The following is a 25,928-nucleotide window of genomic DNA, read 5'->3' as shown; positions in this document are numbered from 1 at the left end:
CGCCCCAGCGGCGTTCCGGCGAGCGCACTACAAAAGTCGACATTCAGTTCGCCCACCCACCTCTATTGAGATCGAGCGCTCAACGTCTGCTATCCGAGCCGGCGATGTGTTGAACCGTTGAAGAATGTGTGCGGCTCGGCGGCTTAGTCATTTCGCTGTGCAAGCCGCAGTGCCCCGACCCGCGATCGGGGTAAGGAAAGCCTGCCCCGGGGCCGATCAGGCCATCTTGCGGCTGGCATGCCGCATGCGATGCGCGCGAACTGCGGTCCAGGCGCGGCGGATAGCGCCAAGGTCCAGACCCGCAGCCTGCGGTTGTCGGGCGAGCCAAGCGTCGCCAAAGTTCAGGATAGGCGCAGGATCGCCGCCAGCCGCCCTGTGGACCGCAAGAAACGCATCGAACTCAGCATCGTCCGGCTCATGGTAGACCATCGGCAACGACTTTAGCTCGCTAGGCGCGAGCTCGAGCACCCCGCCGCCATAGAAGCGGCCATTGGTCTCGGCGAACAGCATCGTCAGCGAATTGTAGAAGGAGAAGCAAAGGCCGCGAATGGTAAAGCCCGCGCGCGGGCGGATGCCATAAGCAGTGTCCGTTATATGGACGTTCGCGGCATTGAGGCACATGCGCGGATACCCGTGCGAGCGCTTGAAAAAAAAGCCGGGCGCGGGCGGCACGAGTCGAACCTCATACCAGTTCCTGCGGTTACGGCATTTATACCGCTCATGCAGCCGTGCCTCGACTCCCGTTGCGAGATAGTCTCGGACCGGTGCCGCAAATTCGGCAAGTTCCCCCTTAAGGTGGAGCAGCCGACACGGCTCCCCCGCCGCGAGCTGCGCAAAATCCTCTTCGGAGAAAACCGGCGACCGGTCGAGCACATGCTGCTTCTTAAGAATCGGCAGGACGTGCGCGCCAAGCCCGCGCGCGGCGACCTCGCTGTCCTTTAGGATAAAGAAGTCATTGGCCGCAGTCACCACGCCGGGCGCGCTCGTTGCAAGCGTCGCAAACGCGGGAAGCTCTGCCTGGAGCGCGCGCAGGACCGGCATCAGCTCGGGCTCGATCAGAAAGGCGTTCAGGTCCAGCGCGAGCGCGCGGTCTGGTGCCAGCTCGACTTGGAACTCGACTGGCGCCGAGAGGTCCGACATTTGCCTGACGCGCTCGATGAACACGCCGTTGGGCGCGGCAGGTGCACGATATCCGACGAAGATGACCGCATCCTGCTCGATCTCGGGGAAAGCCTTTTCGTCCGAGACGAAAAGCTCGATGCGAGCGAACATCTCGCGCATTGTGCTAAGCGCCGCCTGCCCATAAGCGACGGTGATGAGCTCATATGGCAATATGAACGCTACCATCCCGTCGTCGCTGACCAGCTGCGCTGAGGCAAGCAGGAATGCGGCCCAGCTGTTCTTGAGATCGGCAAGCCGATAGCCGGTTAGCTGCGTCAGTCGCTCGAGGCTCGCCTTGAACGCCGGAGGAAAATTGTGCTTGCGGATGAAGGGGGGATTGCCGACGACGAGGTCAAAGGTGCGGTTGCCGGCCTCGATTGCATCGCAGGCGAACGCAACAAAATCTCGGGCGTGAAAGGTGGTCGCCGGCGGCCAGGCCGGTGGGTTGGAGCGCAGCTGAGCGATCACGGCGGCATCAATATCGACCGCGACATGGCTGTGCTCGCCCAGCTGATGTGCAAGCTGGCCAAGGAAAGCGCCATCGCCGACACTAGGCTCCAAGATGTCGAGCGGGCGCTCGGGCAGCTGGCCGCGCACATGCGCGACGAGCGCGGCGGCGACAGCGCTGGGAGTATAGACAGCGCCAGTCAGGCGGACCGAGGCACGCCGGTCAAGCGATAGCGCGAAGTTCATAATCCTCAATCGCACGTGTGATATCGAAGAAGCGCCTGAGCAAGCTGGCATAGTCGGGTGGTGCCTCGCCACGTGCTTCATATTGATTGATCAAATCCTCGATCTCGGCCCGCAGCGCCCGCGCGCGCCTCGCGCGCCAAAGAAGCTCGTGGCGGATGAGGCGCAGGTTGAGACGGTCGATGATATAGTCGCCAAGCGCGCTCTTCGCGACAATGCGGCCCTGCCGATCCCGCCCAAGATGCGCGGCATAATCCAGCGAGCAGGGGTCGACAAAGCCTTGCGAGCCATTGTTGTGTACGGTCGGATCAGTCCCGACCCAATGGTTGGATTTGCTCACATTGCAAAAGCGGCAAGCATAGACGAGATTCGTATAGTCGAGCGCGAGATGCGGGAACCTCTTCTTGGGGGCAAAATGATCGATGTGGAAGGTCGAGGGATCGGCCCGTTCATCTTCATCGCCGCAATAGCCGCAGGCGCCGGTGAAATCCTGTTTGAGGTCATCGCGATATAGCTGATAACGCGCTTGGGCGGCAACTGCGCGGCGGGTCGGTACCTCGTTGTGGACCGGGAGCAAGTCAGTCATTGAGCGCGCGCCGCATCTCGTCAATTAGCCTTTCGGTTTCATCGAGCAGGCTCAACTGCCGGCTGGCGAGATTCTCGTCCTTGAGCAGATCGCGCTTGGCCTGTTTCGAAAGCGAATGGTCAAGACCCATATTGCTCTCAATGCGCTCATCGAGTTCGACGATTCGCTCGATCTGCGCGGCATTGAGACCTGACCTGTCGAGTGCGAGCAGCTCGGCGAGCTCGGCCTGCCATGCAGCCAACCGCATGCGGTGACGGTCGATCTGGAGGATGATGCGCTGGAGAAACTGTTCGCGCCCGCCGGCCGATGCCTTGGGATTCTTGGAATAGACGCGGTTTACGTCGTCGGCCGCCTTGAGCGCGGCTTCGTCAAACGAGGTTTGAATGAAGCAGGGAAAGCCTGCGCGTCGCGCGAGCATCGCCTCGACTAGGATCTCGCCATCATAGTCGACTGGCGTGGCCTCAGAGAGCTGGAAGTCGGAGATCAGCGCATCGATCTCAAGCTCGAACAGCTTGTCGACCATTTCTGGGAGAGTCGACTCTGGAGCCAGGACATGGACCTCGCCGAATAGGCCGCTTTGATAGGCATCGGTATAGAAGTCGGCGCGCGCGTCGGCATGTTCGTCGACATAGGCAATGCTCGGCGATACCGCCGCGCTGTCATCAGCCATCGGTTACCTCCGTTTTGGCGCGATGCCGCGGCAAGCGCAGGGCAAGGCAGAACCCGGGTTCGCCGAGCTTCGAACGTAGGTCGAGCTCGCCATTATAATCATCGACGACGTTACGCAGCAGCCACATGCCGATGCCCGTGCCGCCTGCCTCGCCAAGCACTTCTTCCTTTTTCGAGGTTGAACCGAATAGGAAAATGTCGTCGGGCACGTTGAACTCGCTGTCAAGGCCCGGGCCATTGTCGCGATAGGTGAGGTCGATCCATTTCCCACTGGCGGTCACGGCGATCGCGATCTCGCGCGACTGATGCGGCGATGGCCGCACGAAGGCTTCAACCGAATTGTTGATGAGATTATAGAAGATGCTGTCGAGATCGATCTCGTGGGCCAGCACGGTAAGCAGCTCCGGCGGCGCATCGCCGAGATCGAGCGTCACATTGCGCGCGCTCAGGAAATCGATCCAGTAGGTCTTCACGCCCTCAAGATAGTCGCGGATGTCGATGACGCGGCGACGGCGTTTCGCGGAGGAGACTGCCGAGAGCGCAAAATCGACCCAACGACTGACCTTCTCGTCTTGGCGTCGCATGCGCTCCAGCACGCTGGCCGGCCTGGCGAGCTCGGGGGTCGCGGCAAGCCGGGCGGGATCGATGACGCCCTCGACCGCCTTAGTCAGGCGGTCGCCGCGCGCCTCCATGTCGGCCTTGATCTGCTTGAGTTCATGGGTGAACGAGACAAGGATAGTGCCGAGTGTTGCCATGCCGCGCAGCACCTGGATGTCGCCGCGCAGTTCGGCATTTTCCTGTACCTTCGACTCAAGTGCCTCGCCGATTTGGACTAGGTCGGAGCGAGTCCGAGCAGGGTCTGCGTCAGGAGTTGCCGAGGGATTGCCTTCACCGGACGGCGCCGTGCCGGCCTCGCCGGCGCCTGTGTGACCGGCATTCGCCTCACCGGTGGACGGGTCGTCAGTGGCCGCTCCGCTGGTGACTGCCTCGCGCTTATAATCGCGCACGATCCGCAGTGCCGCCTCGACATCGGCTGGCTTAGGATTATCGCGGTCATAAGCTTGGCCGAACTGGTTCAGGATATAGGCACGATCGTGTTCGAACTCGCCAATCAGCGCACGCACAATGTCGCGGAAGGCCGCAAAGGCGCGCTCGTTGCGTAGGCCTTCACGGTTGGACTGATCGTCGAGCGCGGGGTTGCCGGCCTTGGTAATGTACAGCGTGCCGGCGACCTGCTGGGGGGGCACGTTCCACCCCAGCCGCGAGGCCGCGGCGGGATTGCGCGCGACGCGCTCGCCGAGCAGCAGCCAATCGTAGGCTTGCGAGCCGGGCTCGCCGTAAGGCCGCACGCGGAAATTGTCGCGATAAAGCCGGATGCCGCCCGAATTTTTGAGCCAAGCGCGCCGGCGCGAGACGTCGAAATTGCGCTGAGGATAGCGTTTGAGATTGTCGCTGGTAGGGTTTTGTAGCTTGAAAAAATAGAAGGTGAAGTCGAAGGGGCCGACGGCCCTGTACGGTGCGACTTCCTCATCGGTCTTGAGCCGCAGCAGGTGCTTGAGATCGGTCTTGTACTCGCGAAAGCCGCGATCGAAATCCGCTTGACCGAACCCTGGCTGCTGCATCGCCTGGGCCTCAAACACGCTCGGCCGAATGCGCGCACTATCAATTTCCTGGCGCTCCAGCCGTACATTCACGCTACCGTCTAAATGGACATTGGCGACCATGCGATAGTCGAACTGGTCGGGCGGCAGGTTGTCGATGAAGCCGCTCTTGTCGGGTGCTCGATGATCATAGACGAAGATATCGAAATCGGCCCGGTCGTGCGGCGGGAGAAGGGAGGCGAGCGTTTCCTTCAGCCGCAGGCTGTCGGTCGCATCCCAGCTGTCGTCGAGCAGACCAATGCGGATCGCCGTGCCGCGCCCATAGCCAAGCGGCTCGGCTCGGCCGTTACGCTCTGGTCTTGCCTTCGGCAGCAGCTCGGCAAGACCAATAGCAGCATAGATGTCGGCGAGGGGCTGAGCCTCGGTTTCGAGGAGTGCCTCGACGTCCGAAACGATCTTGCCGGCGCCTTCGAAATCGGCCCAATCGACATACCAATGGACGATCTTGTCCTGCGACTGGCCTGAGAACAACTCGCTTTCGCGGCCCAAACGGTCGAGGGCGAATCGGCCGATACCCTTGGCGCCGGTCACGACGCGCCCGCCCGCGGAATGCGCGTTTAGCTCCTTGGCGTCCGTGCCGATCACCATCCAACGTGTGTCGATGATCTCAGCGGACATGCCATGGCCATTGTCGACGATCCACAGGTCGAGGATTTGGTCGAGCGCTTGGATGATGGTCTCGCGCTGGCTGTCGATTATCTCTCCCTTCAGATGCCAATGATTGTCGCGCAGCTCGAACCAGGTCTCGGCGTCGGGCAGGATCGCGCGTAGGACAGCAAATTCCTGGAGCATGAGCACGTCGGGTAGTTCACGCCAGCGTGGAAGGAAGAGCACCGCGCAGACGCCAGCATCGGCGTCATAAGCGTTCTTCACAAGCTCAGTGACCGCGCCGTGTGAGGTCGCTACATTCTCGCGTCCGATCAGCCGTGCGGCGCGCGCAGAGACCCTGAACGGAACTCTCGCCATGTCTTACCTGTTATCCTCGCGCATGCGTCCTTCTTAGGCGCGTACTAGCCGCGAGGGAAGCGCCCCTTGCGTGAAACGCGGCGACGGCATGCACCTATCTGTCCTCTGTCCTCGGATGGCGGCCAGTCAGCCCCGTCTGCAATCGGACGCTGAAAGGCTGCCTAGCGGTGTCGCGAGGGGATGTGGATATCCTACTGCCACGTACCGCGATTACCTCGGCCGCACCGCATTCACCATCGCTTCACAGTTCCGTACGATGGCGATCGTGGTCGCCAGGCGCTCCTGCACAATCTCCTGCTTCCCATCCGCCGCCACATAGGCCGACGCCCAAGGCGCGACCAAAGCAACGCCCATGCTGTCCGCGAAGGGTTTGCCCAGCCAGGCGCTGTAATCCGGCGTCACTGGCACCGGAGCGGCCGCCACAGGGGCATCATAGGCTTTAGGGATGAGGTCGCCACAGCGCGCAGGCGGCGTCTCCACGATGGGATGGCTTCGCACACAGCCGATCAAACACATGATCGCGAATATCATTGATGGTCTGCGCATTGGAAATCTCTCCTTGCGTCTGCGCGATAGCGGTTTCGATGGCGCGCTCTGTCGCCGCCTGGTTGCCGATCTGATCGATGGCGGCCTGCGCCGCGTTGGCAATGGCCTCGCTGGATCGCGTCGTTTGCTGCGCTTGCGCCGCCGTCCGGTCTTTCCCGCCCGTGCATTTGGCGAAGGTGAGCGTCGCCAGAACCGCCACCATCACGATGAGGGCGAGCTGCGCCGCGCGCGCGCCGACGAGGATGTCCCACGCCTTCACCAGCAGCGCGCTCAAGACCGGCATTCCCTGAAATCGACATTGCCGATCCGGTTGATCGTCCAGCCCGGCATGAAGTCCTCATAGGCATTGTCGTTGGATGCCAGGCGCAGATAGTGGGCGGCCTGCTGGGCATCGAGCAGCTTCACAACCATTTCGCATGCTGCTGCCGCACCGCGCCGCCGCTGGAGGTTGCGATAGGCGGCGATCGTGCCCGGCCCGACTAGCCCGTCGACCGCGATGTTCGGATAATCAGCCCCGCGCCGGTTCAATGAGTTTAGCGCCGTTTGCAGCCATCGCGAGGGCTGCGCGGGCCCCGCGTTCACGCCACTGTCGATGATCTCTTCGGCGACCGGCCGGGACAGCTCCACCAACGGCGCGAAGCCCGGCTTCACGATGTAATCGACATGGTAGATGCGGGCCGCCTCGTCCTGTGGCAGCGCCTGCATGTCACCCTGATAGCCATGTTTGCGGGCGACCCGTTCCGTCACGCCATGGTTGGTCGCGCCGCCCGGATCGGACGGATGGTCGATAAATCCGCCCTCGATTGCGAAAATGCCGGAGATGATCGCCACAACGGCCGGCGTGCCCCAGCGCAGGGCCTGTTGCTGCCAGCTCATTTCGCCAAGCCCTTATAGGCGGCGAAGATCGCTCCCAGAGATGCGACCAGCCCGACGATCCACTTGAACCAGCGCAGCCAGGTTTTCGCGGCGCTCCACGCTTCCACGATCTCCTTGGTGCTCTTCGTTTCCTGCTCGACGACGACCATCCGATTGGAAAGGCCTCCCATCGTTTCGCGCATTCCACGCACTTCTCCGATCAGTTGATCGAGTTTTTCAGACAGCATCGGCCCGCTCATAAACTGCTCCACCTGTGCCATTTCGGGATTTGGTGCGACTCGGTCGCGCGTGCTGTTAGCTCACCCACCATTGTGGGAGGTGATTGATGTTGAAGCTTTTTCTGGCGGTCGCTCTGGCCGTAGTTGCCATGCCTGCGCAGGCGGTCACGTTCATCAAATACACGGCGACGGGAACGGGCATTCTTTACGAGAACGCGCCCGACTGGACGCCGGCATATGTGACTGCGACCGCCTATTTTCCGACTGGCGAGATGGGATGTTGGTTGCGATTCCAGTGCACCGTCACCGACACGCAGATGACCTTTCTCGCCAACCCGCAAGAATTCGGCGGGCCGTCGATGTCGCTGACATTCTCTGACGGCGTCGCCGCGCCTCGCACCACCTCGGACGACTTTGTCAGGGGTAGCGTGACCTGGATCTACGGCCAGGCGCAACTGACGGGGCTGACAGTCGAAACTGTCGACATCGCCGATCCGTATCTCGCCTCGGGCTGGGTCTCGGTCGAGGCGCAGCGGCAAGCTGTGCCTGAGCCTTCCACATGGGCCATGATGATTGCCGGCTTTGGCTTGCTCGGTGCCTCGCTTCGTCGTCATACGGCACCGAAGTGGTTGAGCAACGCTAGGTAACGCTGTTCGTCGGCGTCATTGTTATTGAGAGGGCCGGGCAGACTGTACTGGCGCATCCCGAACCACTGCATCTGCTCGATCCAGCTATTGTAAGTGACCTTCTCGACGTCGGCGAAGTAGCACATGACGCCGCCCACTTCGTTGCGGAGCCGTCCGTTGAAGATGGCGGCTTCCGCCTTGTCCTCGGGGCTTGCAAGGCAGGCGGAGACCGCCGCCTTCAAGCCTGCCTGTTGGGCACTCGGCACCTTGATAAAGGTGTTGTGGTCAAAGCCCTCGTACAGGAAGCCCATCTTGGGGCAGAGTTCGGCCGGCACGCCGTTGGCGAGCACGATGCGGCGCGTGCCGTGCTTCAGGAGCTTCAGCTTGTCGACCGTTGTAGCCGCCGTGGTGCGGAAGCGGTTGTGGAAGTTGGCCTTGAAGTTGGCGAAGTTCGATGTGTGCTGCTGTGCCCAAGCAGTCGACGTGTAATCCTGAGCTTCACCCGCATAAAATGAGGGCGAGAAGTAATCGATGCCCTGCCAACTGTCGTTCCAGAGAAGATAGCTCGCCACCTGATTAGGCTGGTCGCCGAGGAAGGTGCCAAGGACGCTGGTGAAGCGGTTCCCGAGGATTTCACGGCCGAGATTCCCGAGCCGCATCTGCTGATAACTCTGCTCGCGGCGGGCCGACGTATTGATCGCGTCAAACAGCCCCAGCGTCTGGAAGTTGGCATCGCTGGCCTCCCATACGTCGGTCCCGACGGGTACGGGCGAGGAGGCAACGACCTTTTTGACGACGGCCTGATAATTGCTCGAGCCGCACAGGATGACCTCGCCGGGGTTGAACACCCGTCGCGTCTTGCCCGGCGTTACGTTGCCATTCTCGTCCTTGCCGCCGGAGATGACGCCCCCGGTGGGATTCCAGTCTGTGTAAACCTCAAGCGTGATTGAGCCACCGGACGGCACCGCGACGCCCGGAAGGAAGCCGCGGTTGGCGCCGGCGACCGCCATCGTCCACCATTGCTTGTTGTAGGTGCTGTAATTCCAGACCTCGTTGGCGACCTCGCCGGCTGAGCGAGAATAAATGGGAGCGTGGGCGAGGAAGTATGTGAGGTCGTTGGCGACCTTGGTCTCAAGGTGGTTGGCGACCTCGTCATAGGGGAACGTCCAGAAGAGACTGCCCTTCGTCTGCTTACAAACGGAGACGCCGAATTCTTTGGAGCCCGCGAAATACGGTAGCTTGGGGTCGACAGCCTCGGCCATCGTGACCTTCATGTTACGCCACCACATGTTACCCGCGACGCCGCCGAAGTTGTCGCTATGCCAAATGGCAGCGACCTGCGGCGTCATGAGTTCAGATGGGTCGTGCTCCTCTCCCTGAGGAAGAACAGGCAGCACCGACAGTTGAAAGCCTTCTGGCGGAACCGTCACATTCGCAAAGCGCAAAGTTATGTTGGAGGCCGCTGTTGCGCTGGTCTGCGTGAGACGAGCACCTCTAACGGTAACATTGGATACCGTTACGTTCTCAGGTGTCCATGTAGTCGAGATGGTTGAATCTGCATTGGTCGTAAGGTTCCAGGCACCAAAGCGCCCACCCGGGCCGGCACCCTCCCAGATAATGGCACAGATTGAATACCCTGCAGGCGGCTGAACAGCCGGCCAACCATCGGAATTACGGTCCTCATCGGGAATGTAAGAATGCGTGCCATTTGACGTATGGATATAGCGCCAGGAGACGACCCGCCCACGATCTTTGACGATGTCGACAGGGTTACTTGCACTTGTCGGGGAAGAATTGACGCCGAAGACATGAGGCTCGATTGCCTCAAATACCGGCATGACCGGAGCCTCGGCAAAGATGCCATCATTCGGCGCATCTACAGGGGCGATATAGGCGCCGTATGGCGGGAGCAGGTCGAACGGCATCGTGACCGAATATGCGCCGGCGGACGGAATGAAGGGGAAGGGGCCGCTCACGACACGCCCATATTCATCCACACCCCATGCGTTGTGCTGCCCGGTGTTTGTCGTCGTGCCGGTGACCACGACGGCCGGCGGGGCGGAGGCCGAAGGCTCCGGGACATTCATCGAGCCGACATTGACGGCGCGATTATCCCAAGCTGAAACTTGCAGTTCGTGGATCAGGCGTTGCGGCCACGAGGGATTGGACACCCCCAATTCTGTCGTCATGGCGATGCCGACGTTTGTCCCCGGAAGCAGCGTACCTCCAGTTGCGTTCAGGTTGATGCCATTGCCGCCTGGATCGACACGAACGCCCCCCCGCGAGATTTTCAGGTAAGGGGTGTCGCTGATCCAGTTCAGCTCGATCTCGAACCATGTGGCTTCCAGATTGCTTCCGCCGATGGTCGGGATGTAGCTCCACTCCATCTGATTATTGGCGCGCTTGTTGATGCCAATATTGCCCGTCGAGATGGAAACGTTCACCCAGTTGCGGTCGTCGGGAGTAGCGGCCAGCAGGAACCCGCGCTGGGATGAACTGCCGTCGTTGCCGTTAGCGGGATCAGACTTGAACTGCGGGCGGAACCGGATCTTCTGATTGACCTTACCCACATTGCGAAGAGGGAAGGTGCCTGCGGAGGATGTTCGCGTAAGCGCGATCCCGTCCGTGACGAATTGCGCAGGCGACGTCCAGCCTAGGGCACTAAGGGGCGTGCCGCTGGGCGCGTCGGCAAAGTCCAGATATTGGTTGAGGTCGGAGACGATCTTGAAAACGACCGCTGACTTCGTGGCGGGTTGGCCCTCCACTTCTGCGGTGACGCCTTCAGAAGTTGAGGCGGCGGCCAGCGTAGCGGCAGAGGTTGTCGAGAGGGTGGTGCCGCCACGGGTCTTGTAGACGTAGGTAGCGCCGGGAAACGCGCTGGCATTAGCGACTTCCCATCGGGTGTCGGCAGTGTTGTAGCGCAGGTCCACCCGGTCGATCTGGACCGCTTCCTGGACCGCCATCGTGAACGCATCAGTTCGAGATGTCGGGTTTGTGCCCGCGTTGGCGGTTGCGATCTGGAATGAAAGCGACGCGGTGTCGGCATGAGCGATAGGCGTCAATCCGGCGACGATCTTGCTGCCGCTCGCGATAGCAAGGCGCCCGCCGGCGTCGTCGGCCAGACTGTAACTGTTCCCTGACTGCCCGGTGATGGTCGCGATCTCGGCGCCTGGCGCCAAAGCTTCGACAACGGTGAGGGGGGACACGGTCGGGGCATCCAGCGCGGGGGTGGGCGTTGGCGTCGGCGTGGGGATGACAGCAGTCAACGAGGCGGACCACGGCTTGCGGCACCCATCTGCCCCGAAGGCATAGCCGCCAATTTCCTGTGTTTCGTCCACCGCGATCGGGAGCGATGCGACGATCGCGCCGGTCGAGGCGCCGCCGGAAAGAACGGTGAGATTGGCCGGCCCGGTCGTCTTCGTGAAGGTGACGGGCGACAGCAGCCCCATCATCGGCAGGGTGAACACGACGCCTGCCTTGGACGGCACTTTCGCCGTGAAGGGCTTGGGTGCGCGTGTCAGGTTCGCGCGCGAGCCGCCACCAAAGCCGCCCAGCATCACGCGGCCCTCTTGATCGCGATGCGCTCGCCCTTTCGGACGTAGCGCTGATCGGTCGTGCCATCGAGCCATAGCTCGCCGGTGTCGGCATCGGCATCCTTTGCGATGCGCACCTGCGCGTCGCCGCCCACGATAACGATGCGGCAGAGGCACGGGCCGTCAAACGCCTCGGTCTCGGCCTGCTCGCCGTCTGCAAGGTCAAGGGCTATTCCGTCGCCGTCCTGATGGCCAAGCACCGACAGCGCCTGGCCGGAAGAAAGCCGCTGCCAGTTCAGCGAATTGGTGCTGTAACGGGTGATATAGGCCTTCGCCATTGATGCACGCCCCTATGAGATCGGTCTGCAGCAACCTTCGGTCGGGCAGGGCGCGGGCGCCATTTGGGCCGATTGTGAGAACGGTCCTCACAAGAGCGCGCGGGTGCAAAGATGTGAGCGCTGGGCATTGCTCCGACCATGACGGACGCGACCTTCTCAGCCATCGACCTATCGCGCCTGCCGGCGCCCGCCGTGGTCGAGCAGCTCAGCTATGAGGCGATCTTTGGCGCGATGACGGCCTCGCTACTGGCCGTGATGCCGGACTTCGACGCCAGCCTTGAGAGCGACCCGGCGGTGAAGATCCTGCAGATCGCCGCCTATCGCGAATTGCTGATCCGCCAGCATGTCAACGACGCGGCCCGCGCGGTCATGGTAGCCTATGCCAAGGGATCGGACCTCGATCATCTCGGCGCCCTGTTCGGGGTTCCGCGACTGGAGTTGGTGCCGGCGGATCCCGAGGCGGACACGCCGGCCGTGATGGAAGACGATGAGGATTTCCGCCGGCGCATCATCCTCGCGCCTGAGGCGATGTCGGTGGCCGGGCCGAGCGGTGCGTACATCGCCCATGCGCTGAGTGCCGATGGCGATGTACTGGACGCCTCGGCCGCGTCGCCTGCCCCCGCCGAAGTGACCGTCTATGTGCTCTCGCGCGTCGGCGATGGCACGGCGGCGCCCGAGCTGCTTGCGGCCGTCACGGCGGCGCTCTCCGATGAGACGGTGCGGCCGGTGGCCGACCGCCTGACCGTGCAATCGGCAAGCATCGTCCAATATGCGGTGCAGGCGACAATCAAGACTTATGCGGGGCCGGACCCTGTTGTCGTGCTGGCCCAAGCGCAGGCCCGGGCCGAGGCCTATGTGCAAGCCCACAAGCGCCTCGGCTTCGATGTGACGCGCTCGGGCCTGTTCGCGGCCCTCCATGTGGCGGGCGTCCAGAATGTCGTTCTGGTCGAGCCGGCGGCCGATATCGTCATCGATCCGAGCGAGGCCGCGCACTGCACTGGCATCGCCCTCACCAATGGCGGCACCGACGAATGAGCTTGCTGCCACCCAATGCCTCTGCGCTGGAGCTGGGCCTCGAAGCGGCGGTGACAGGCCAGGCCTTGCCAGTGCCGCTGCGCGCGCTCTGGTCGCCGCAGAGCTGCCCGGAGGCGCTGCTGCCGTGGCTCGCCTGGGCGCTCTCGGTCGATGAGTGGGATGCGAGCTGGCCGGTCTCCGTGCGGCGGCAGGTGGTCGCCAGCGCGATTGCCGTGCATCGCCGCAAAGGCACGCTCGCGGCCGTGCGCGCCGCCGTCGCGGCGCTGGGTGGTTCCATTTCCATCCGCGAATGGTGGGAAACCGAGCCGATGGGTGAGCCGGGCACATTCTCGCTCATCCTCGCCCTGTCCGAGGTCAACGGTGCGGCGCCAGGCGCGGCCTATGTCGATGCCACGATCAGGCAGGTCGAGCGCGCCAAGCCGCTGAGCCGACCTTTCGATTTCACGCTCGCCATCGCCGCCGCCGGCGCGATCGGCATCGCCCCCTATGCCCGCGCCGTGGTGTCCGCCCGGCTCGACATGGCGGCCTAAGGAGACCTGCAGCATGGCGCTTACGCTCACCGTCACCAACGCCGGCCGCGACGCTGTCGTCAATGCAGAAGGCACCGGCACGGTGCCCCTCACAATCACGCAAGTTGGCCTGTCGGCGACGGCGGTCGCGGCGGTGCCTACAGCGACGGCGCTGGCCGGCGAGTTCAAGCGGGTCGCGGCGGCGGGCGGCGGGACTGTGGCGCCCGATACGATCCACCTGATCGCGCGCGACGATAGCGCCGACGCCTTCACCATGCGCAGCTTTGCGCTCTATCTCGCCGATGGCACGCTCTTCGCGCTCTACGGCCAGGCAGGCGCGATCGTGGAGAAAACGGCCAGCTCCATCGCCTTGCTCCAGTGCGATATCAAGTTCGCCGACATTGCGGCAGCAAGCCTGACCTTCGGCGATCTGGAGTTCGTCAACCCGCCCGCATCCGAGACGGTGAAAGGCGTGGCTGAGATCGCCACGCAAGCCGAGACGGATGCCGGCGCGGACGATCAGCGCTTCGTCACGCCCAAAAAGCTCATGGTGGGCCTAGCGACATGGGCAGCAGTCACCTTCGGCGATGTCTGGCGGGCCAGCAATGACGGGTCCGGCTCGGGCCTCGATGCCGATCTGCTCGATGGTCAGCACGGGAGCTATTACGGCAATATTCCGGCGCGCCTAGGCTACACGCCCGCGAACAAGGCCGGCGATACCTTCACGGGCGCCGTGGCTGCGCCGTCGATCGAGATCAGCAGTGGCGATCTGCTTCTCAGCCGCACCAATGGGGGCACTGCCCAGATCCTGCGCCCCAACCTTGCCGGCTACAAGGGCCTGAAAATCGGCGTCTCGGGCGGCGGCAATCTCGACACGCTCGAACTGGCGAGCCTGTCCGTCACGATCCGGGGCAATATGGTCTGGCATGCGGGCAATGATGGCGCCGGCTCGGGCCTCGATGCGGATCTGCTCGATGGTCAGGACAGCAACTATTTCACCAACATCGTTGCGCGCCTGGGCTACACGCCGCTCAATGCCACGCTCTACACGGCGGCGGATATTCTAGCCAAGCTGGCGACCGTGGACGGCTCGGGATCCGGTCTCGATGCCGACCTGCTGGACGGGATAAATTCGAGCGGCTTCCTGCGCGCCAATGCGGGCGCGTGGGTCTATTCGACCGATGGCATTGCGCGCTTCTACTTCGCGGATGTCACATTCATCGGCGGTGGTCCGCAGGGCTGGTCGTTTCAGTATGGCGGCGTTAATCGAGTCACGGTCTCAACCGGTGGCAATATTTGGACAGCGGGGTCGATTCAGTCGACCGGCAATGTTGAGGCGAGCGACGGGAATGCCATCAGCCGTATTTCAGCCAATGGCGATATTACGACCTCCCGAGCCGGCGGCGTCGAAGGCGTGGTCTGGTTCGGGAACGGCGGCAACCGATATCTGCATTACAGCGGGTCGACCTACAATCTCGTGAACGCACCGCTTTATGTGAATGGCGGCTATGTCTGGACCTCGACCAACGATGGCGCGGGGTCCGGCCTCGATGCTGATACGCTCGACGGGAAACATGCGAACGCCTTCCTTGAAGTGACCGCGAGCTACATCGTCGAGAATGGCGGCTATCGCGTGACAGCGGACGGCCTCAAGGAGACGTGGGGTTTCATCACGATCGGGCCGGACAGCATCGGCACCTACAACTTGCCGGTCGGCCATTCGAGCTGGGTGAACCCCGTCATTTCGGCATACTGGCCTGCCAACCAAACGGTCAGCCAGCACGCCACCGACTGGTATCAGACCCTCTACAATGGCGCCGGCCAACCCTACGCGATCCAGTTCTGGAACGCGGACGATCGCTACGTGCGCGTCCACGTCCAGACCAAGGGCGTCTGACCCCGCAATCTCGAAAGGAAAACATCATGAAGATCAGCATTGGCGCGTTCAACGCCGACACCAACGAAGTGCCCGTGACCCTGACGATCGACGGCGCAAAATATCAGCGTAATGTGCGCGCAGTGCTGAAGGATGACGGCAGCTATGACCGCGCTGCGACGAAGACGCGCGTTGAAGAAGTCGCTCGCGGCTATCCGGCCAAGATTGCCGCCAGGGTGGTTTCGCCGACTTAGGTCAGCGAGCATTCGGACGACAACGTCTGGGACACACTCGCTATTCCAATGATTAGCCGCGAACAGCGGGTTCGTCGGAATGCTCCCACTGCTAGTCAAAAATACAGTGGCAGAAGCGCCTTTTTCTGGTGCTGGTTGTGGACCCGTCTGCAAGGCTGACTTGCCGGTCCGAACATGGCCGATTTATAGTGGCTTGAGCTGTGTAGAAAAGTTCCCTGCCCGGAGAGACTTCGTCAACGGCCCGCTTGGGTTGTTAAATCGTTCGCCAAAGAACGAGCGGTTAATATACTTTGGCAACCATGGTAATATGCTTAGAATATGGCCGCTAATAGTTTCCTGGGTAAGCTGCAAAGTGATTTGACGCAGACGATATCCGGGGCCAAAAGCCTCTTCGAGATTGGCAGGATCAACCACTTTCACGCTTGTGGGGTCGGCAAGATTGCGGAACCGCACAAGCGCTGGGTAGCCCGTCGGCTTGGCGAAGTCACCTTGCCGTTCATGGGGGTCCATAGCAATTGGACCTGCAGGTGTAGCGCCACCGCTGATGCGTTTCGCGCTGTCAATCCAGTTGTTCTTCCACTCCGGATCAAGCACGGCCTGCGTCAGTTCCGGACGACATAGTAATGCAAAAAGTACGTTTCCATTGCCCAAATCCACTGCGACCGCTTCACCTCGTGTATGCATCCCCCGCTTGACTGAAATATCGCCAAGATTGACATTGCTCTGACTAACAATAGTCTCTTGCACGGAATAACCGGTACGAATGCCATCTGGTGTGTCGACGGCGACGGTCATGCGGTATCTGTATTTAAAAGTGCTATTAAGCAGGTTGCACCCGGAAAGAACTAGCGCACTGCTGCAAATCAGCCACTCCATCAAGTTACGTCTCGTCGTCATACCACCTCATTTCGCACGCTCGATGACATGCGGTCGTCAGCGTTCGATTAATTGTCTTTAAAACGGTGCTGATCGAGACAAAGCAGCCGATCAGCGCGAAAAAACGGTCTCACCGGGTCTGGCATCCGAGAACTCAATCTCGGAAACTATGTCGCGAAAAACGGTGTGACTATCAAGTCGCCCTTGCCGCAAACGAGCTACCGTTTTTGGATCGACTACAACCGCTTTGGTCCGGGACGGTGGTCCGCGGTCCGTATGACTAACGGGTTCGCCTGGTTGGCTGCTACCGACGCTGCGGCTCCCAACTAGACCTCAGTTTCGAATATCTGGTCGGCCATTACCGGACGCCCGCCAGCCTAGCGTTTGACGCCGCCGCTTTCGGCTCTCTTGTGAGAACCGATGCCACAAGCCCTTGCGGTGGCTCAGCATCCGCCGGCGGTTGATGCAGTCTGCCATGGCGCAGACCGAAGACATGCCCGGCCTCCTCGGCGACTTGATCCGCATTGGCGTGGTCGAGACTGTCGATCTTGCCGGCGCCACGCTCACGGCGAAGCTCGGCGATATCGTCTCGCCGGCCGTGCCCTGGCTTGAGCTGGCCGGCGGCTTCCGCACATGGTGCCCGCCCACGGTCGGCGAGCAGATCCTTCTCCTGTGCACCGAGGGCGACATCGCCCATGGCGTTGCCCTGCGCGGCGTCTACTCCAATGCCTTTCCGGCGCCTGCCAGCGACGGCCGCGCGCGGATCCTGATGCCGGACGGCTCGACGATCGACTATGATCCCGAGGGGCATGTTCTGGCCATCACGCTCGCCAGCGGCAAGCTCGTCATCAATGCGCCCGAGGGCGTCGAGATTGCGGGTGACGTGACCATCACCGGCAAGGTCGACGTGAGCGAGACGGTCACGGCGACCGACAATGTGATCGGCGGAGGCAAAAGCCTCAAGGGCCACAAGCATAGCGGCGTGCAGGCCGGCGGCGCGCTGACCGGAGCGCCCGCATGAGCGGCATGGACCGGGCCACCGGCAAGCCACTCGATGGCGCCGAGCATATCGCGCAGTCGATCCGCGACATCCTGACCACGCCCATCTCCACGCGCGTCATGCGCCGCGACTATGGCTCACGCCTGTTCGAGCTGATCGATGCGCCGCTGAATGCCGTCACGCGCCAGCTCATCGCAGCGGCAAGTGCGGGCGCCATCGCCCGCTGGGAACCGCGCGTGAAGCTCTCCCGCATCGTCGTCGGTGGCGGTGACGCTGCCGGCAAGCTGACCCTCCTGATCGAAGGCACCCGGCTCGATCTCCCCGGCGGCCCGCCGCTCAATCTCTCCATCGCGTTCTAGGAAAGGACGAACCATGGCCATCATTCACGGCATCAAGGTCAACGAGATCAATACCGGCGCGCGCGCTGTCGCTGCCGCCTCGACGGCAATTATCGGCCTGGTGGCCACGGCAAGTGACGCGGACGTGACGACTTTCCCGGTCAACACCCCCATTGTCGTGCCCAATGTGACGGCGGCGATCGCCAAGGCTGGGGCGGCCGGCACGCTTGCCAAGGCGCTCGATGCCATCGCCGATCAGTGCAGCCCGATCGTGGTGGTGGTGCGGGTTGAAACGGGCGTCGATGCCGAGGCGACCGAGACCAGTACCAAGGCCGGGGTCGCGAAGCTGCTGCAGGCCGAAAGCACGCTTGGCATCCGCCCGCGCATCCTGGGGGCACCCGGCCTCGATACTGCTGAGGTCATCAACGATCTGGTGACAGTGGCGCAGAAGCTGCGCGGCTTCGCCTATGCGGCGGCCAGTGGCGACGATTTGACCGAGGTGACCGATTTCGCTGGGGATTTCGGCCAGCGCGAGCTGATGCTCATCTGGCCCGAGTTCACGGACTGGACCGGCAGCGCCGTTGCCCGCGCCCTTGGCCTGCGCGCCAAGATCGATAGCGAGACAGGCTGGCACAAGACGCTGTCCAACATGCCCATCAACGGCGTGACCGGAATCGCAACGCCGGTCGATTTCGATCTGCTCGGCGGTGCGTCCTCGGCCGGCCTGCTCAATGACAAGAACGTCACGACCTTGATCCGGGCGAACGGCTTTCGCTTCTGGGGCAACCGCACCATGGCGAGCGAACCGCTCTTTGCCTTCGAGAGCGTCGTGCGCACCGCGCAGGTGCTCATGGACGAGATCGCCAATGGTCTGCTCTGGGCCATCGACAAGCCGATCACGGCCGGCCTGGTCAAGGATATCGTCGAGACGGTGAACGGGCGGTTCCGTGCGCTCGTGACGCAGGGCAGGATCGTGGGCGCGCGCTGCTGGTTCGATGCCGATGCCAATCCGGCCGCCTCACTCGCCGCTGGCAGCATCACCATCGACTATGAATACACGGCCTGCGCGCCGGCCGAGGCGATCCTTCTGAACCAGCGCATCACCGATAAATTCTACGCCAGCATCGCCGACCAGCTCGGCTGACGCGCCCGATTTTCCGACCAGAAAGGACTGAGCCATGGGCCTTCCCGCCACCCTCAAGAACATGAACCAGTTCCACAACGGCACCAGCTATGTGGGGCAGATCTCCGAAGTCACCTTGCCCAGCCTTGCCCGCAAGTTCGAGGGCTATCGGGGCGGCGGTATGGACGGCGAAATCCAGATCGACCTGGGGCAGGAGCCTATCGAGTTCGAGTGGAAGGCCGGCGGCCATATCTCCTCGATCTACACGGGCTTTGCCGCCGCCACCCATGATGCCGAGCTGATCCGCTGGGTCGGCGCCTATCAGGATGATGGCACGGCCCAGATGAAGGCCGTCGAGATCGTCGTGCGCGGCCGGCATCAGTCGATCGAGCCGGGCAACGCCAAGCCCGGCACCCAGACCGAAGAGACGGTGAAGACGGCCGCCAGTTATTACAAGCTGACCGTCGATGGCACCGTGCTCGTCGAGATCGACATTCCGAACCTGATCTGCCGCGTCGGCGGCATCGACCGCCACGCCGAGCTGCGCGCCATCCTCGGGATCTGACCAGCTTCGTCCCGCCGTGAGTAATGCGGATGGCACGGCGGGGCGAAGACACTGACCATCCGCATTCAGGAGCATCCGCAATGTCCGATCAAGCCACTGCCGGCGAGGGCGCTACGTCCGCCGTGCCGCACGTCATTCTCGAAAACCCCATCATGCGCGGTGAAATGGAAATCCGGCGCGTGGATCTGCGCAAGCCCAAGGCGGGCGAGCTGCGCGGGATCTCGCTGCAGGCGCTCGGGCAGAGCGACGTGCAGTCCCTCATCACCGTCATTCCGCGCATCACGATGCCGCCGCTCACCGAGCCGGAAGTGTCCAATCTTGAGGTCGAGGATCTGGCCGCATTCGGGAATGTCATCTTCGGTTTTTTTCTGACACCGGCGCAGCGCCAGCGGATCGAGGAATCGTTGGGGATCTGATGGCCGACATTGCCGCCATCTTCCACTGGACGCCCGAGCAGATGGACCCGCTCAGCCTCGAAGAGCTGGTCTATTGGCGCAACGCCGCCGTGCGGACGTGGAACCAGATGAACGCGCCGGGAAAGGGGTAATCCCATGAGCAACCTTCTGCGCCTGGTCGTCAGCTTCGCCACGGTGGACCGCCTCTCCGGTTCGCTCAAAGGCATCGTCGGCCTGGCGCAGACCGGCGGCGAGAAGCTGGCCGGCATGAAGCGGCACGCCCGCGATCTTGAGCGCGAGCTGACCGGTGTTCGCGCCCAGATCGCGGGCACCAGCGGCAATGTGACCGGGCTGTTCGCGCAGGAAGCCGATCTGCAAGCCCAGATCGCGCGGACAAACCGCGAGATGCAGGAGCAGGTGCGCCTCCTGCGCATCAGCAATCAGGTCGAGCGCATGCAGGCGCGCGGCGCCGCCCTGCGATCCTCCGGCCAGCAGCAGATGATTGGCGGCGCCATGATGCTTGCCCCGGCTATACTCGCGGTCAAAGGGATCGGCGATTTCCAGTCCGGCATGACCGATATCGCCCTCAAGGCAGAGCTTTCGCAGAAAGAGACGGCAGAGCTTCAGCGGAACATCCTGGCTGCAGCGCGCGCTGCGCGGCAGTTGCCGGAGAATATGCGCGCCGGCGTCGACACGCTCGCGGGCTTTGGCATGACGCCTCAGCAGGCCGTTCAGATGATCGGCCCGATCGGTCGGGTCGCGACGGCCTACAAGGCGTCGGTCGATGATCTGGCGGCGGCATCCTTCGCCAATTTCTCGAACCTAAAGGTTCCGATCAACGAGAATGCCAAGGCGCTGGAGGCAATGACGGCTGCAGGCAATGCCGGCGCGTTCGAGATCAAGGACATGGCGCAGTATTTCCCGATGCTGACCGCGCAGGCGCAGGCCTTTGGGCAGCAGGGCGTCGGGGCCGTAGCGGATCTGGCTGCAGCCGCGCAGATCGCGCGCAAAGGCACCGGCGACGCCGCGTCGGCCGCGACCAATCTCCAGAACCTGATGGCCAAAATCAACACCAAGGAGACCATCGACAAGTTCCAGAAGATGGGCGTCGATCTGCCGGCCGCGCTGAAAAAGGCCTATGCGGACGGCAAGACGCCGCTCGAAGCCATCGCGGAAATCACGAACACGACGCTTGGCGGCAAGCTCGACCGGATCAGCTTCCTGTTCGGCGACATGCAAGCGCAGCAGGCCCTGCGGCCGCTCATCCAGGACATGGAGGAATATCGCCGCATCCGAGCAGAGGCGATGGCCAGCTCGGGCGCGATCGATGCGAGCTTCAACCGCCGTAGGGGGGACATGAATGCACAGATCCCCGCGATCATCGGCAATCTGCAGACCATGGCGCTCACCCTCGGCCCGGTGCTGTTGCCGTCGATCGTACGCATCACCGAAGCGGCGGCCCGGCTGACCGACCGGATCGCCGCCTGGGCAGAGGCCAATCCCGGCATGGCCGCCTCGCTTGTGGGCATCGTCGTGGGCATTGGCGCCCTGCGCATCGGCGTCGGCGCGCTCATGTGGTTGTTCGGCGCGTTCCTTGGCCCTGCAGCCGGCGTGTACGCGTTCTTTGCCCGCAACGGCCCGGCGATCGTCACCATGTTGGGCCTGCTGCGCACGGGCTTCCTGCTGCTCGGGCGCGGCATCGTCTCGGCCGGCGCCATGATGCTCGCCAATCCGGTCGTGCTGATCATTGTGGCAATCGTCGCAGCGGTCGGCGGCGCGGCCTATCTCATCTACCGCTATTGGGATCAGATCAAGGCGGCCTTCTGGGCCGGGGTCGCGGCGGTCAAGGGTGCCGTCTCTGCCGGGTGGACATGGATCAAGGCCAATTTCTCGCCGGCCATGCTGCTCGGCATCTTCAATCCGATTGGCGGCATGATCGTCGCCGGCCTCATCGCCGGGTTTAAGACCATGTTCCCGCGCGCTTATGCGGAGGTGACCGGCTTCCTCGGCAGGCTGGTGACGGGCGCCAAGAAGTTGCTGGGGATCCACAGCCCGAGCCGCGTGTTCATGGGCCTTGGCTCGAACATCGCCGCCGGCCTCGCCCTCGGCATCTCGCAAGGGCAGGGTGCAGCCGCCATGGCAGCGCAGGAGATGACGCACCGCGTCGCGCTGCCGGCGCTTGAGCCGTTTGCGCCCCGGCGCGGCGGCGCAGGGGCGGGCGGCGCCGCTCCAGCAGCCGGCGGCTTTGGGGACGTGCATATCACCATCCAGGCGGCCCCCGGCCAATCCGCCCAGGACATCGCGCAGGAGGTGCGTAGGATCCTTGCGCAGATCCAGAGCGAGCGGGACGCCGCCCGGCGCAGCGCTTTTCAGGACAAGGACTGAGCCATGATGATGTCGCTCGACACCTTTCTTTTCGAGATCGGGACGCTGCCATACGAACAACTCGCCCAGACGTGGAATTGGCGGCACGCCAAGTCCGAGCGCTTTGGCGCCCGGGCGGCTTCTCAGTTCCTCGGGCCGGGCGATGAAACCATGCGCCTGACCGGGCGCCTCTTTCCCGGCGTGGCGGGCGACTATTCGAGCCTCGAACGCATCCGGGAGATGGCCGATACCGGCGAGAGCTACACGCTGCTCAGCGGCCGACAGGAGGTGCTCGGGCAGTTTACGATTCGCAGCCTCGAACAGTCGTCGGACACCTTTCTTGTCGACGGCTTCCCTCGCCGGGCAAATTTCACGCTTGAGCTGGAGCGCGTCGATTGAGCGGCTATGTGCACCCAAAGGCGGGCTGGAAGGTGACGCTGGACGGCAAGGATTTGACCAGCATCATCGATCCGCTGCTGATCACGCTCACCATCGCCGAGAAACGCGGCGATGCGGCCGATCAGCTCGATATCGTCATGAGCGACGCCGGCGGGAAGCTGGAAATTCCTAAGGAAGGCGCCCGGCTGCGCGTCAGCCTCGGTTGGGAGCGGGGCAGCGGCCTGCCGCTGGGCCTCATCGACAAGGGCGAATTCAAGGTCGACGAAGCCAGCTTCTCCGGGCCGCCGGATATCATCACCATTCGCGCCCGCTCGGCCGACTTCACCGATGCGTTCCGCGTCCGCCGCGAACGCAGCTTCGTGGGCAAGAGCGTGCGCGAGGTTATCGATGCCATCGCTGCCGCCAACGGCCTGGCCGCCAAGGTGGATAGCGCGCTGGGCGGCAAGACGATTCCTGCGCTCGGCCATGGTGCAAAGAGCGATGCCGCCCTGCTGCAGGCGCTGGGCAAGCGGTTCGACGCTGTCGCGACGGTCAAGGCCGGCGCGCTGATCTTCTCGCCAATTGGCAGCGGCAGGACATCGAGCGGCAAGGCCCTTCCCACCGTGGAGATCAGCCGTAACGAGACGGTACGCTTCGACTATCAGCGGGTGACGCGCGGTCAGTATGATGGCGTCGAGGCGAGCTGGCACGACAAGGCCGGCGCCGCACGCCACAAGGTGCAGCACGGCCATAGCGGAAAGGGAAAGGCCAAGCGGCTGCGCAAGCTCTACGCGAGCGAGGCGGACGCCAAGCAGGCCGCAGAGGCTGAAAGTGCGCGTCTCGCCCGTCGCGTCGCCACCGCTCGGCTGAAGCTCGCTTATGGTCGGCCCGATCTGTTCCCCGAGATCCCGGCGACACTGGACGGTTTCAAGGCCGAGATCGACGGGCGGAAATGGCTAGTCGAGGGCGCCAAGCACACAATGGATGGTTCTGGCGGATTGACCACTGATCTAGAGTTGGAGGCGCAGCGGTAATGCGTGGTGCCTGCGTGCGCAGATCATTGTGCCTTCATTTACAAATAATTCGGCCCGCAGCGCCCTTATCTGTGCGTGAGATAGTGAAGATAATCTGCATCTCAACGCCCTGCGGCCCGAAAAGACTACCGTGAAATTCACCGCTGAAGCTATCAGAAGACGTGACTCCGCCGGATAAGCTGTTGTTTGATTGATGGAATGTTCCCGATAGCTTTATAGTGGTAGACACGGGAGACGTTCCCGCCAGCCACGCCATCTGTTGAGCGTAAATGCTGCCGGTGATCGTTCTTTGACCAAAATCGAGCGTTAAATAGCCCTCGCCGGCAATTCCGCCAGAGCCATCATAGGTGACCGTTGTAGTGTCCAACCGGCAATCGTAAGTCTTTTTTCCAGAATTTGGAACGTCTCCAGACGATGTATTATAACCAGTCAAAAGAAACTTGTCGCTATCGACGCGCCTTTGGCCACCAGAATAGCCGCCTTGGTCGTAATAATAAGTTGAATAACTCGTTATCCAAGTATATTTAGTTAAAAGATCTCTGCGAGTTCCAATTATTAACTGATGGCCAATGTAGTTAGAGTCGCGATTGTTAAAAAATATTGTTCCGTATTGATTATAAGTGACATCTTCAGAATTGAAATCAGGAAAATTTGAGTTAAATGAATCCATAACGTGGGCAGAATGTGTTGGGGTGCCTGTATATGCTACGCTAATAGCGTTTGACCGGTTGTTTAAATTAGTACGCGCCTCCGTGTAGATAAATTTACCTGTAGAGGTGTCAATATAAGTAAGAACCTCGACAAACGGAGTGGTCATTTCCCAGTTCTGACTCAGATCGGTGAATGTTGGATAGGAGACTGAAGGCGTTGGCGACGGCGTTGGAGATGGCGTCGGCGAAGGGGTGGGTGCTGCGGGAGGGACGGTGACTGGCGGTGTCTGCTGTTGACCACCTTCACCACCGCAAGCCGACAGGAGAATGCAGGCCGCCGCCGATAACGAAATGTGATGACGCATTGGGGAAGGTTACCTCGTCGGGCCGTTTTCTGTGCGACGGCGCGTTAACATTAGGACTGAGTTCTAACAACTCCATCAACCACTTAGCAGGGGATAAAATCGCCAGCACCAACTAGCCTTTTTCTAGCCGAGATTAAGAGGCGCTTGAGGGTCTCGAAATGGCGAGCAGTCGAACACGCCCTTTGCCGCGAACTCGCTGCAGGCGGCAGGCTGGATTTGAAACCGCCAAAGGAAGGCTTGATATGAACCACTATTTTGCCCTCGTGCAGAAGGACGCCGATAGCGCCTTTGGCGTCATTTTTCCGGATCTTCCGGGCTGCTTTTCTGCGGTCGATGATGCGGGCGATGTTGTGCCCCAAGCTGTCGATGCCCTTGCGCTTTGGTTTGAGGATCAAGACATCGTCGCGCCCAGCTCTCTGGATGATATCCGTGCCCGATATGCCGACGAACTGGCCGAAGGCGCCTATCTCGTTTCGGTGCCGCACATTCGCAATGGCGGGAAGACGAAGCGCGTCAACCTAACGATGGAGCAGTCCATGCTCGACGCGATCGACACCGCAGCCCGCCAACAGGGGATCACGCGCAGTGCATTTGTGGCGCAGGCTGCGCGATTGGTGATCGAGCAGAGGGTTTGATCAGTTCAGGCGAGCGCGCTACCTGAAATACTGCGCTGTCCGCTTCCGAGAACTGGTGAAAGAGCCAAGGACGGCGAGTTTGGCGTGGTTAGCAGACTGTTGGCTTTCATAAAAATCTACTGAAGAAGCCATCCGCTGTATCAGTTCTTGGCAGTGCAAACCGGATGTCTTACTTACTTCGCCTCAGTGAACCTGAGGGGGGGCGATATGCGGTTTAACAACAAGGTGCTTCTTGCGGGAGCCGCCATATGGGCAACCTTTGCAACAGACTCCGCATTTGCTGAAAATATGAACGTTGCACCGAGGATCAACGTCCAGATTAAGGCGCGTAACGATGGAACACTGCTTGGCGTGTCTAAGGTGAACCGCAACCAATTTCCTGAAGATGCCTATGCATACGCGATCTATGCTATCGCCAGCAAAGCAAAGAATCTCGGATATGCGCGCTTCGCCATTATGAGGGCATCCGTTGGAACTCAACTGATGAGCGGCATAGCGATAGGGCATTTGGCGCGGATTGTGGCGAAGCCACTTACCACAGAAGATCAACTTCCAACGACGGCAAAAGGGCCGGTTTTAACTGTTGATCAGGTGCTACGCACTCCTCTGCCAGAGCAAAGGTTCTAGACCTGAGCTAACTCGCCAAAGCAAGTCAACTATC

The 25,928-nt window shown here is 61.9% G+C and carries 28 protein-coding genes; 16 read left to right on the top strand and 12 right to left on the bottom strand.

Annotated features, from left to right (window positions below; genetic code table 11):
* Window positions 1–216: 216 nt before the first annotated feature.
* The 8 genes from M2343_RS08120 to M2343_RS08085 all read right to left on the bottom strand — a co-directional run bounded on the left by M2343_RS08120 (window position 217) and on the right by M2343_RS08085 (window position 7,394).
* Window positions 217–1,854, bottom strand: a complete 1,638-nt coding sequence (locus M2343_RS08120; protein ID WP_264576257.1) for a class I SAM-dependent methyltransferase — start codon at window positions 1,852–1,854, stop codon at window positions 217–219.
* The gene (locus M2343_RS08115) at window positions 1,832–2,437 is read right to left on the bottom strand and encodes an HNH endonuclease (RefSeq protein WP_264576256.1); all 606 of its coding nucleotides are present in this window, start codon (window positions 2,435–2,437) and stop codon (window positions 1,832–1,834) included. The genes M2343_RS08120 and M2343_RS08115 overlap by 23 nt, the downstream gene beginning before the upstream one ends.
* Window positions 2,430–3,107, bottom strand: a complete 678-nt coding sequence (locus M2343_RS08110; RefSeq protein ID WP_264576255.1) for a hypothetical protein — start codon at window positions 3,105–3,107, stop codon at window positions 2,430–2,432. Before M2343_RS08110 ends, M2343_RS08115 begins: the two co-directional genes overlap by 8 nt.
* Complete coding sequence (locus M2343_RS08105; RefSeq protein WP_264576254.1) at window positions 3,100–5,733, bottom strand: ATP-binding protein; 2,634 nt, start codon at window positions 5,731–5,733, stop codon at window positions 3,100–3,102. The genes M2343_RS08110 and M2343_RS08105 overlap by 8 nt, the downstream gene beginning before the upstream one ends.
* Before the next feature lie 210 nt (window positions 5,734–5,943).
* A complete protein-coding gene (locus M2343_RS08100) occupies window positions 5,944–6,156 on the bottom strand; it encodes a hypothetical protein (RefSeq protein WP_264576253.1) in 213 nt (70 codons plus the stop codon).
* 16 nt (window positions 6,157–6,172) lie between these two features.
* A complete protein-coding gene (locus M2343_RS08095; protein WP_264576252.1) occupies window positions 6,173–6,553 on the bottom strand; it encodes a hypothetical protein in 381 nt (126 codons plus the stop codon).
* Window positions 6,550–7,155: a glycoside hydrolase family 108 protein gene (locus M2343_RS08090; RefSeq protein ID WP_264576251.1), complete on the bottom strand. Its 606-nt coding sequence runs from the start codon at window positions 7,153–7,155 to the stop codon at window positions 6,550–6,552. The genes M2343_RS08095 and M2343_RS08090 overlap by 4 nt, the downstream gene beginning before the upstream one ends.
* Window positions 7,152–7,394 carry a hypothetical protein gene (locus tag M2343_RS08085; RefSeq protein ID WP_264576250.1) on the bottom strand — a complete coding sequence of 81 codons (243 nt, stop codon included), beginning with the start codon at window positions 7,392–7,394 and terminating at the stop codon, window positions 7,152–7,154. The genes M2343_RS08090 and M2343_RS08085 overlap by 4 nt, the downstream gene beginning before the upstream one ends.
* Before the next feature lie 86 nt (window positions 7,395–7,480).
* Between M2343_RS08085 and M2343_RS08080 the strand changes: the two genes are divergently transcribed.
* A complete protein-coding gene (locus tag M2343_RS08080; RefSeq protein WP_264576249.1) occupies window positions 7,481–8,020 on the top strand; it encodes a PEPxxWA-CTERM sorting domain-containing protein in 540 nt (179 codons plus the stop codon).
* On the opposite strand, the gene M2343_RS08075 is transcribed toward M2343_RS08080, so the two are convergent.
* Complete coding sequence (locus M2343_RS08075) at window positions 7,984–11,556, bottom strand: hypothetical protein (protein WP_264576248.1); 3,573 nt, start codon at window positions 11,554–11,556, stop codon at window positions 7,984–7,986. The two genes, M2343_RS08080 and M2343_RS08075, sit on opposite strands and share 37 nt — an antisense overlap.
* Entirely contained in the window at window positions 11,556–11,870 is a 315-nt protein-coding gene (locus M2343_RS08070; protein WP_181559069.1) for a hypothetical protein, read from the bottom strand. Before M2343_RS08070 ends, M2343_RS08075 begins: the two co-directional genes overlap by 1 nt.
* Before the next feature lie 138 nt (window positions 11,871–12,008).
* Between M2343_RS08070 and M2343_RS08065 the strand changes: the two genes are divergently transcribed.
* Genes M2343_RS08065 through M2343_RS08050 form a run of 4 tightly spaced genes read left to right on the top strand, consistent with a single transcriptional unit; the run spans window position 12,009 to window position 15,544 of the window.
* The gene (locus M2343_RS08065; RefSeq protein WP_264576247.1) at window positions 12,009–12,905 is read left to right on the top strand and encodes a baseplate J/gp47 family protein; all 897 of its coding nucleotides are present in this window, start codon (window positions 12,009–12,011) and stop codon (window positions 12,903–12,905) included.
* Window positions 12,902–13,435, top strand: coding sequence for a phage tail protein I (locus tag M2343_RS08060; protein ID WP_264576246.1), 534 nt, complete (start codon window positions 12,902–12,904; stop codon window positions 13,433–13,435). Before M2343_RS08065 ends, M2343_RS08060 begins: the two co-directional genes overlap by 4 nt.
* 13 nt (window positions 13,436–13,448) lie before the next feature.
* Complete coding sequence (locus M2343_RS08055; protein WP_264576245.1) at window positions 13,449–15,311, top strand: hypothetical protein; 1,863 nt, start codon at window positions 13,449–13,451, stop codon at window positions 15,309–15,311.
* Between the two features lie 26 nt (window positions 15,312–15,337).
* Window positions 15,338–15,544, top strand: a complete 207-nt coding sequence (locus M2343_RS08050) for a hypothetical protein (protein WP_264576244.1) — start codon at window positions 15,338–15,340, stop codon at window positions 15,542–15,544.
* Window positions 15,545–15,727: 183 nt separating this feature from the next.
* Here M2343_RS08050 and M2343_RS08045 read toward each other — a convergent pair whose 3' ends face one another.
* The gene (locus M2343_RS08045; RefSeq protein ID WP_264576243.1) at window positions 15,728–16,339 is read right to left on the bottom strand and encodes a hypothetical protein; all 612 of its coding nucleotides are present in this window, start codon (window positions 16,337–16,339) and stop codon (window positions 15,728–15,730) included.
* A 556-nt stretch (window positions 16,340–16,895) separates the two neighbouring features.
* On the opposite strand from M2343_RS08045, the gene M2343_RS08040 reads away from it, so the two are divergent.
* The 9 genes from M2343_RS08040 (at window position 16,896) to M2343_RS08000 (ending at window position 23,617) form a co-directional block, all read left to right on the top strand.
* Window positions 16,896–17,441 carry a phage baseplate assembly protein V gene (locus M2343_RS08040; RefSeq protein ID WP_264576242.1) on the top strand — a complete coding sequence of 182 codons (546 nt, stop codon included), beginning with the start codon at window positions 16,896–16,898 and terminating at the stop codon, window positions 17,439–17,441.
* Entirely contained in the window at window positions 17,438–17,779 is a 342-nt protein-coding gene (locus M2343_RS08035; RefSeq protein WP_264576241.1) for a GPW/gp25 family protein, read from the top strand. The genes M2343_RS08040 and M2343_RS08035 overlap by 4 nt, the downstream gene beginning before the upstream one ends.
* A 13-nt stretch (window positions 17,780–17,792) precedes the next feature.
* A complete protein-coding gene (locus M2343_RS08030) occupies window positions 17,793–18,902 on the top strand; it encodes a phage tail sheath subtilisin-like domain-containing protein (RefSeq protein WP_264576240.1) in 1,110 nt (369 codons plus the stop codon).
* Between the two features lie 34 nt (window positions 18,903–18,936).
* The gene (locus M2343_RS08025) at window positions 18,937–19,446 is read left to right on the top strand and encodes a phage major tail tube protein (protein WP_181559078.1); all 510 of its coding nucleotides are present in this window, start codon (window positions 18,937–18,939) and stop codon (window positions 19,444–19,446) included.
* Window positions 19,447–19,526: 80 nt separating this feature from the next.
* On the top strand, window positions 19,527–19,862 hold the full coding sequence (locus M2343_RS08020; RefSeq protein ID WP_264576239.1) for a phage tail assembly protein: 336 nt from the start codon (window positions 19,527–19,529) through the stop codon (window positions 19,860–19,862).
* Window positions 19,862–19,993 carry a GpE family phage tail protein gene (locus tag M2343_RS08015; RefSeq protein WP_181559080.1) on the top strand — a complete coding sequence of 44 codons (132 nt, stop codon included), beginning with the start codon at window positions 19,862–19,864 and terminating at the stop codon, window positions 19,991–19,993. The genes M2343_RS08020 and M2343_RS08015 overlap by 1 nt, the downstream gene beginning before the upstream one ends.
* A 4-nt stretch (window positions 19,994–19,997) precedes the next feature.
* Window positions 19,998–22,226: a phage tail tape measure protein gene (locus tag M2343_RS08010; RefSeq protein ID WP_264576238.1), complete on the top strand. Its 2,229-nt coding sequence runs from the start codon at window positions 19,998–20,000 to the stop codon at window positions 22,224–22,226.
* Between the two features lie 3 nt (window positions 22,227–22,229).
* Window positions 22,230–22,604 carry a phage tail protein gene (locus tag M2343_RS08005; protein WP_181559082.1) on the top strand — a complete coding sequence of 125 codons (375 nt, stop codon included), beginning with the start codon at window positions 22,230–22,232 and terminating at the stop codon, window positions 22,602–22,604.
* Window positions 22,601–23,617 carry a contractile injection system protein, VgrG/Pvc8 family gene (locus M2343_RS08000; protein WP_264576237.1) on the top strand — a complete coding sequence of 339 codons (1,017 nt, stop codon included), beginning with the start codon at window positions 22,601–22,603 and terminating at the stop codon, window positions 23,615–23,617. The genes M2343_RS08005 and M2343_RS08000 overlap by 4 nt, the downstream gene beginning before the upstream one ends.
* Window positions 23,618–23,651: 34 nt before the next feature.
* Here the strand turns inward: M2343_RS08000 and M2343_RS07995 are convergent, their stop codons facing one another.
* On the bottom strand, window positions 23,652–24,632 hold the full coding sequence (locus M2343_RS07995) for a transferrin-binding protein-like solute binding protein (RefSeq protein ID WP_264576236.1): 981 nt from the start codon (window positions 24,630–24,632) through the stop codon (window positions 23,652–23,654).
* A gap of 158 nt (window positions 24,633–24,790) precedes the next feature.
* Between M2343_RS07995 and M2343_RS07990 the strand changes: the two genes are divergently transcribed.
* Complete coding sequence (locus tag M2343_RS07990; protein ID WP_264576235.1) at window positions 24,791–25,267, top strand: type II toxin-antitoxin system HicB family antitoxin; 477 nt, start codon at window positions 24,791–24,793, stop codon at window positions 25,265–25,267.
* A 207-nt stretch (window positions 25,268–25,474) separates the two neighbouring features.
* The gene (locus tag M2343_RS07985; RefSeq protein WP_264576234.1) at window positions 25,475–25,894 is read left to right on the top strand and encodes a hypothetical protein; all 420 of its coding nucleotides are present in this window, start codon (window positions 25,475–25,477) and stop codon (window positions 25,892–25,894) included.
* Window positions 25,895–25,928 lie beyond the last annotated feature (34 nt).

Origin of the sequence: Sphingobium sp. B8D3B, from assembly GCF_025961875.1 — a bacterium.
GTDB lineage: Bacteria > Pseudomonadota > Alphaproteobacteria > Sphingomonadales > Sphingomonadaceae > Sphingobium.
The sequence above is the reverse complement of the archived record's forward strand: the minus strand, read 5'-3'. Positions and strand labels throughout refer to the sequence as shown.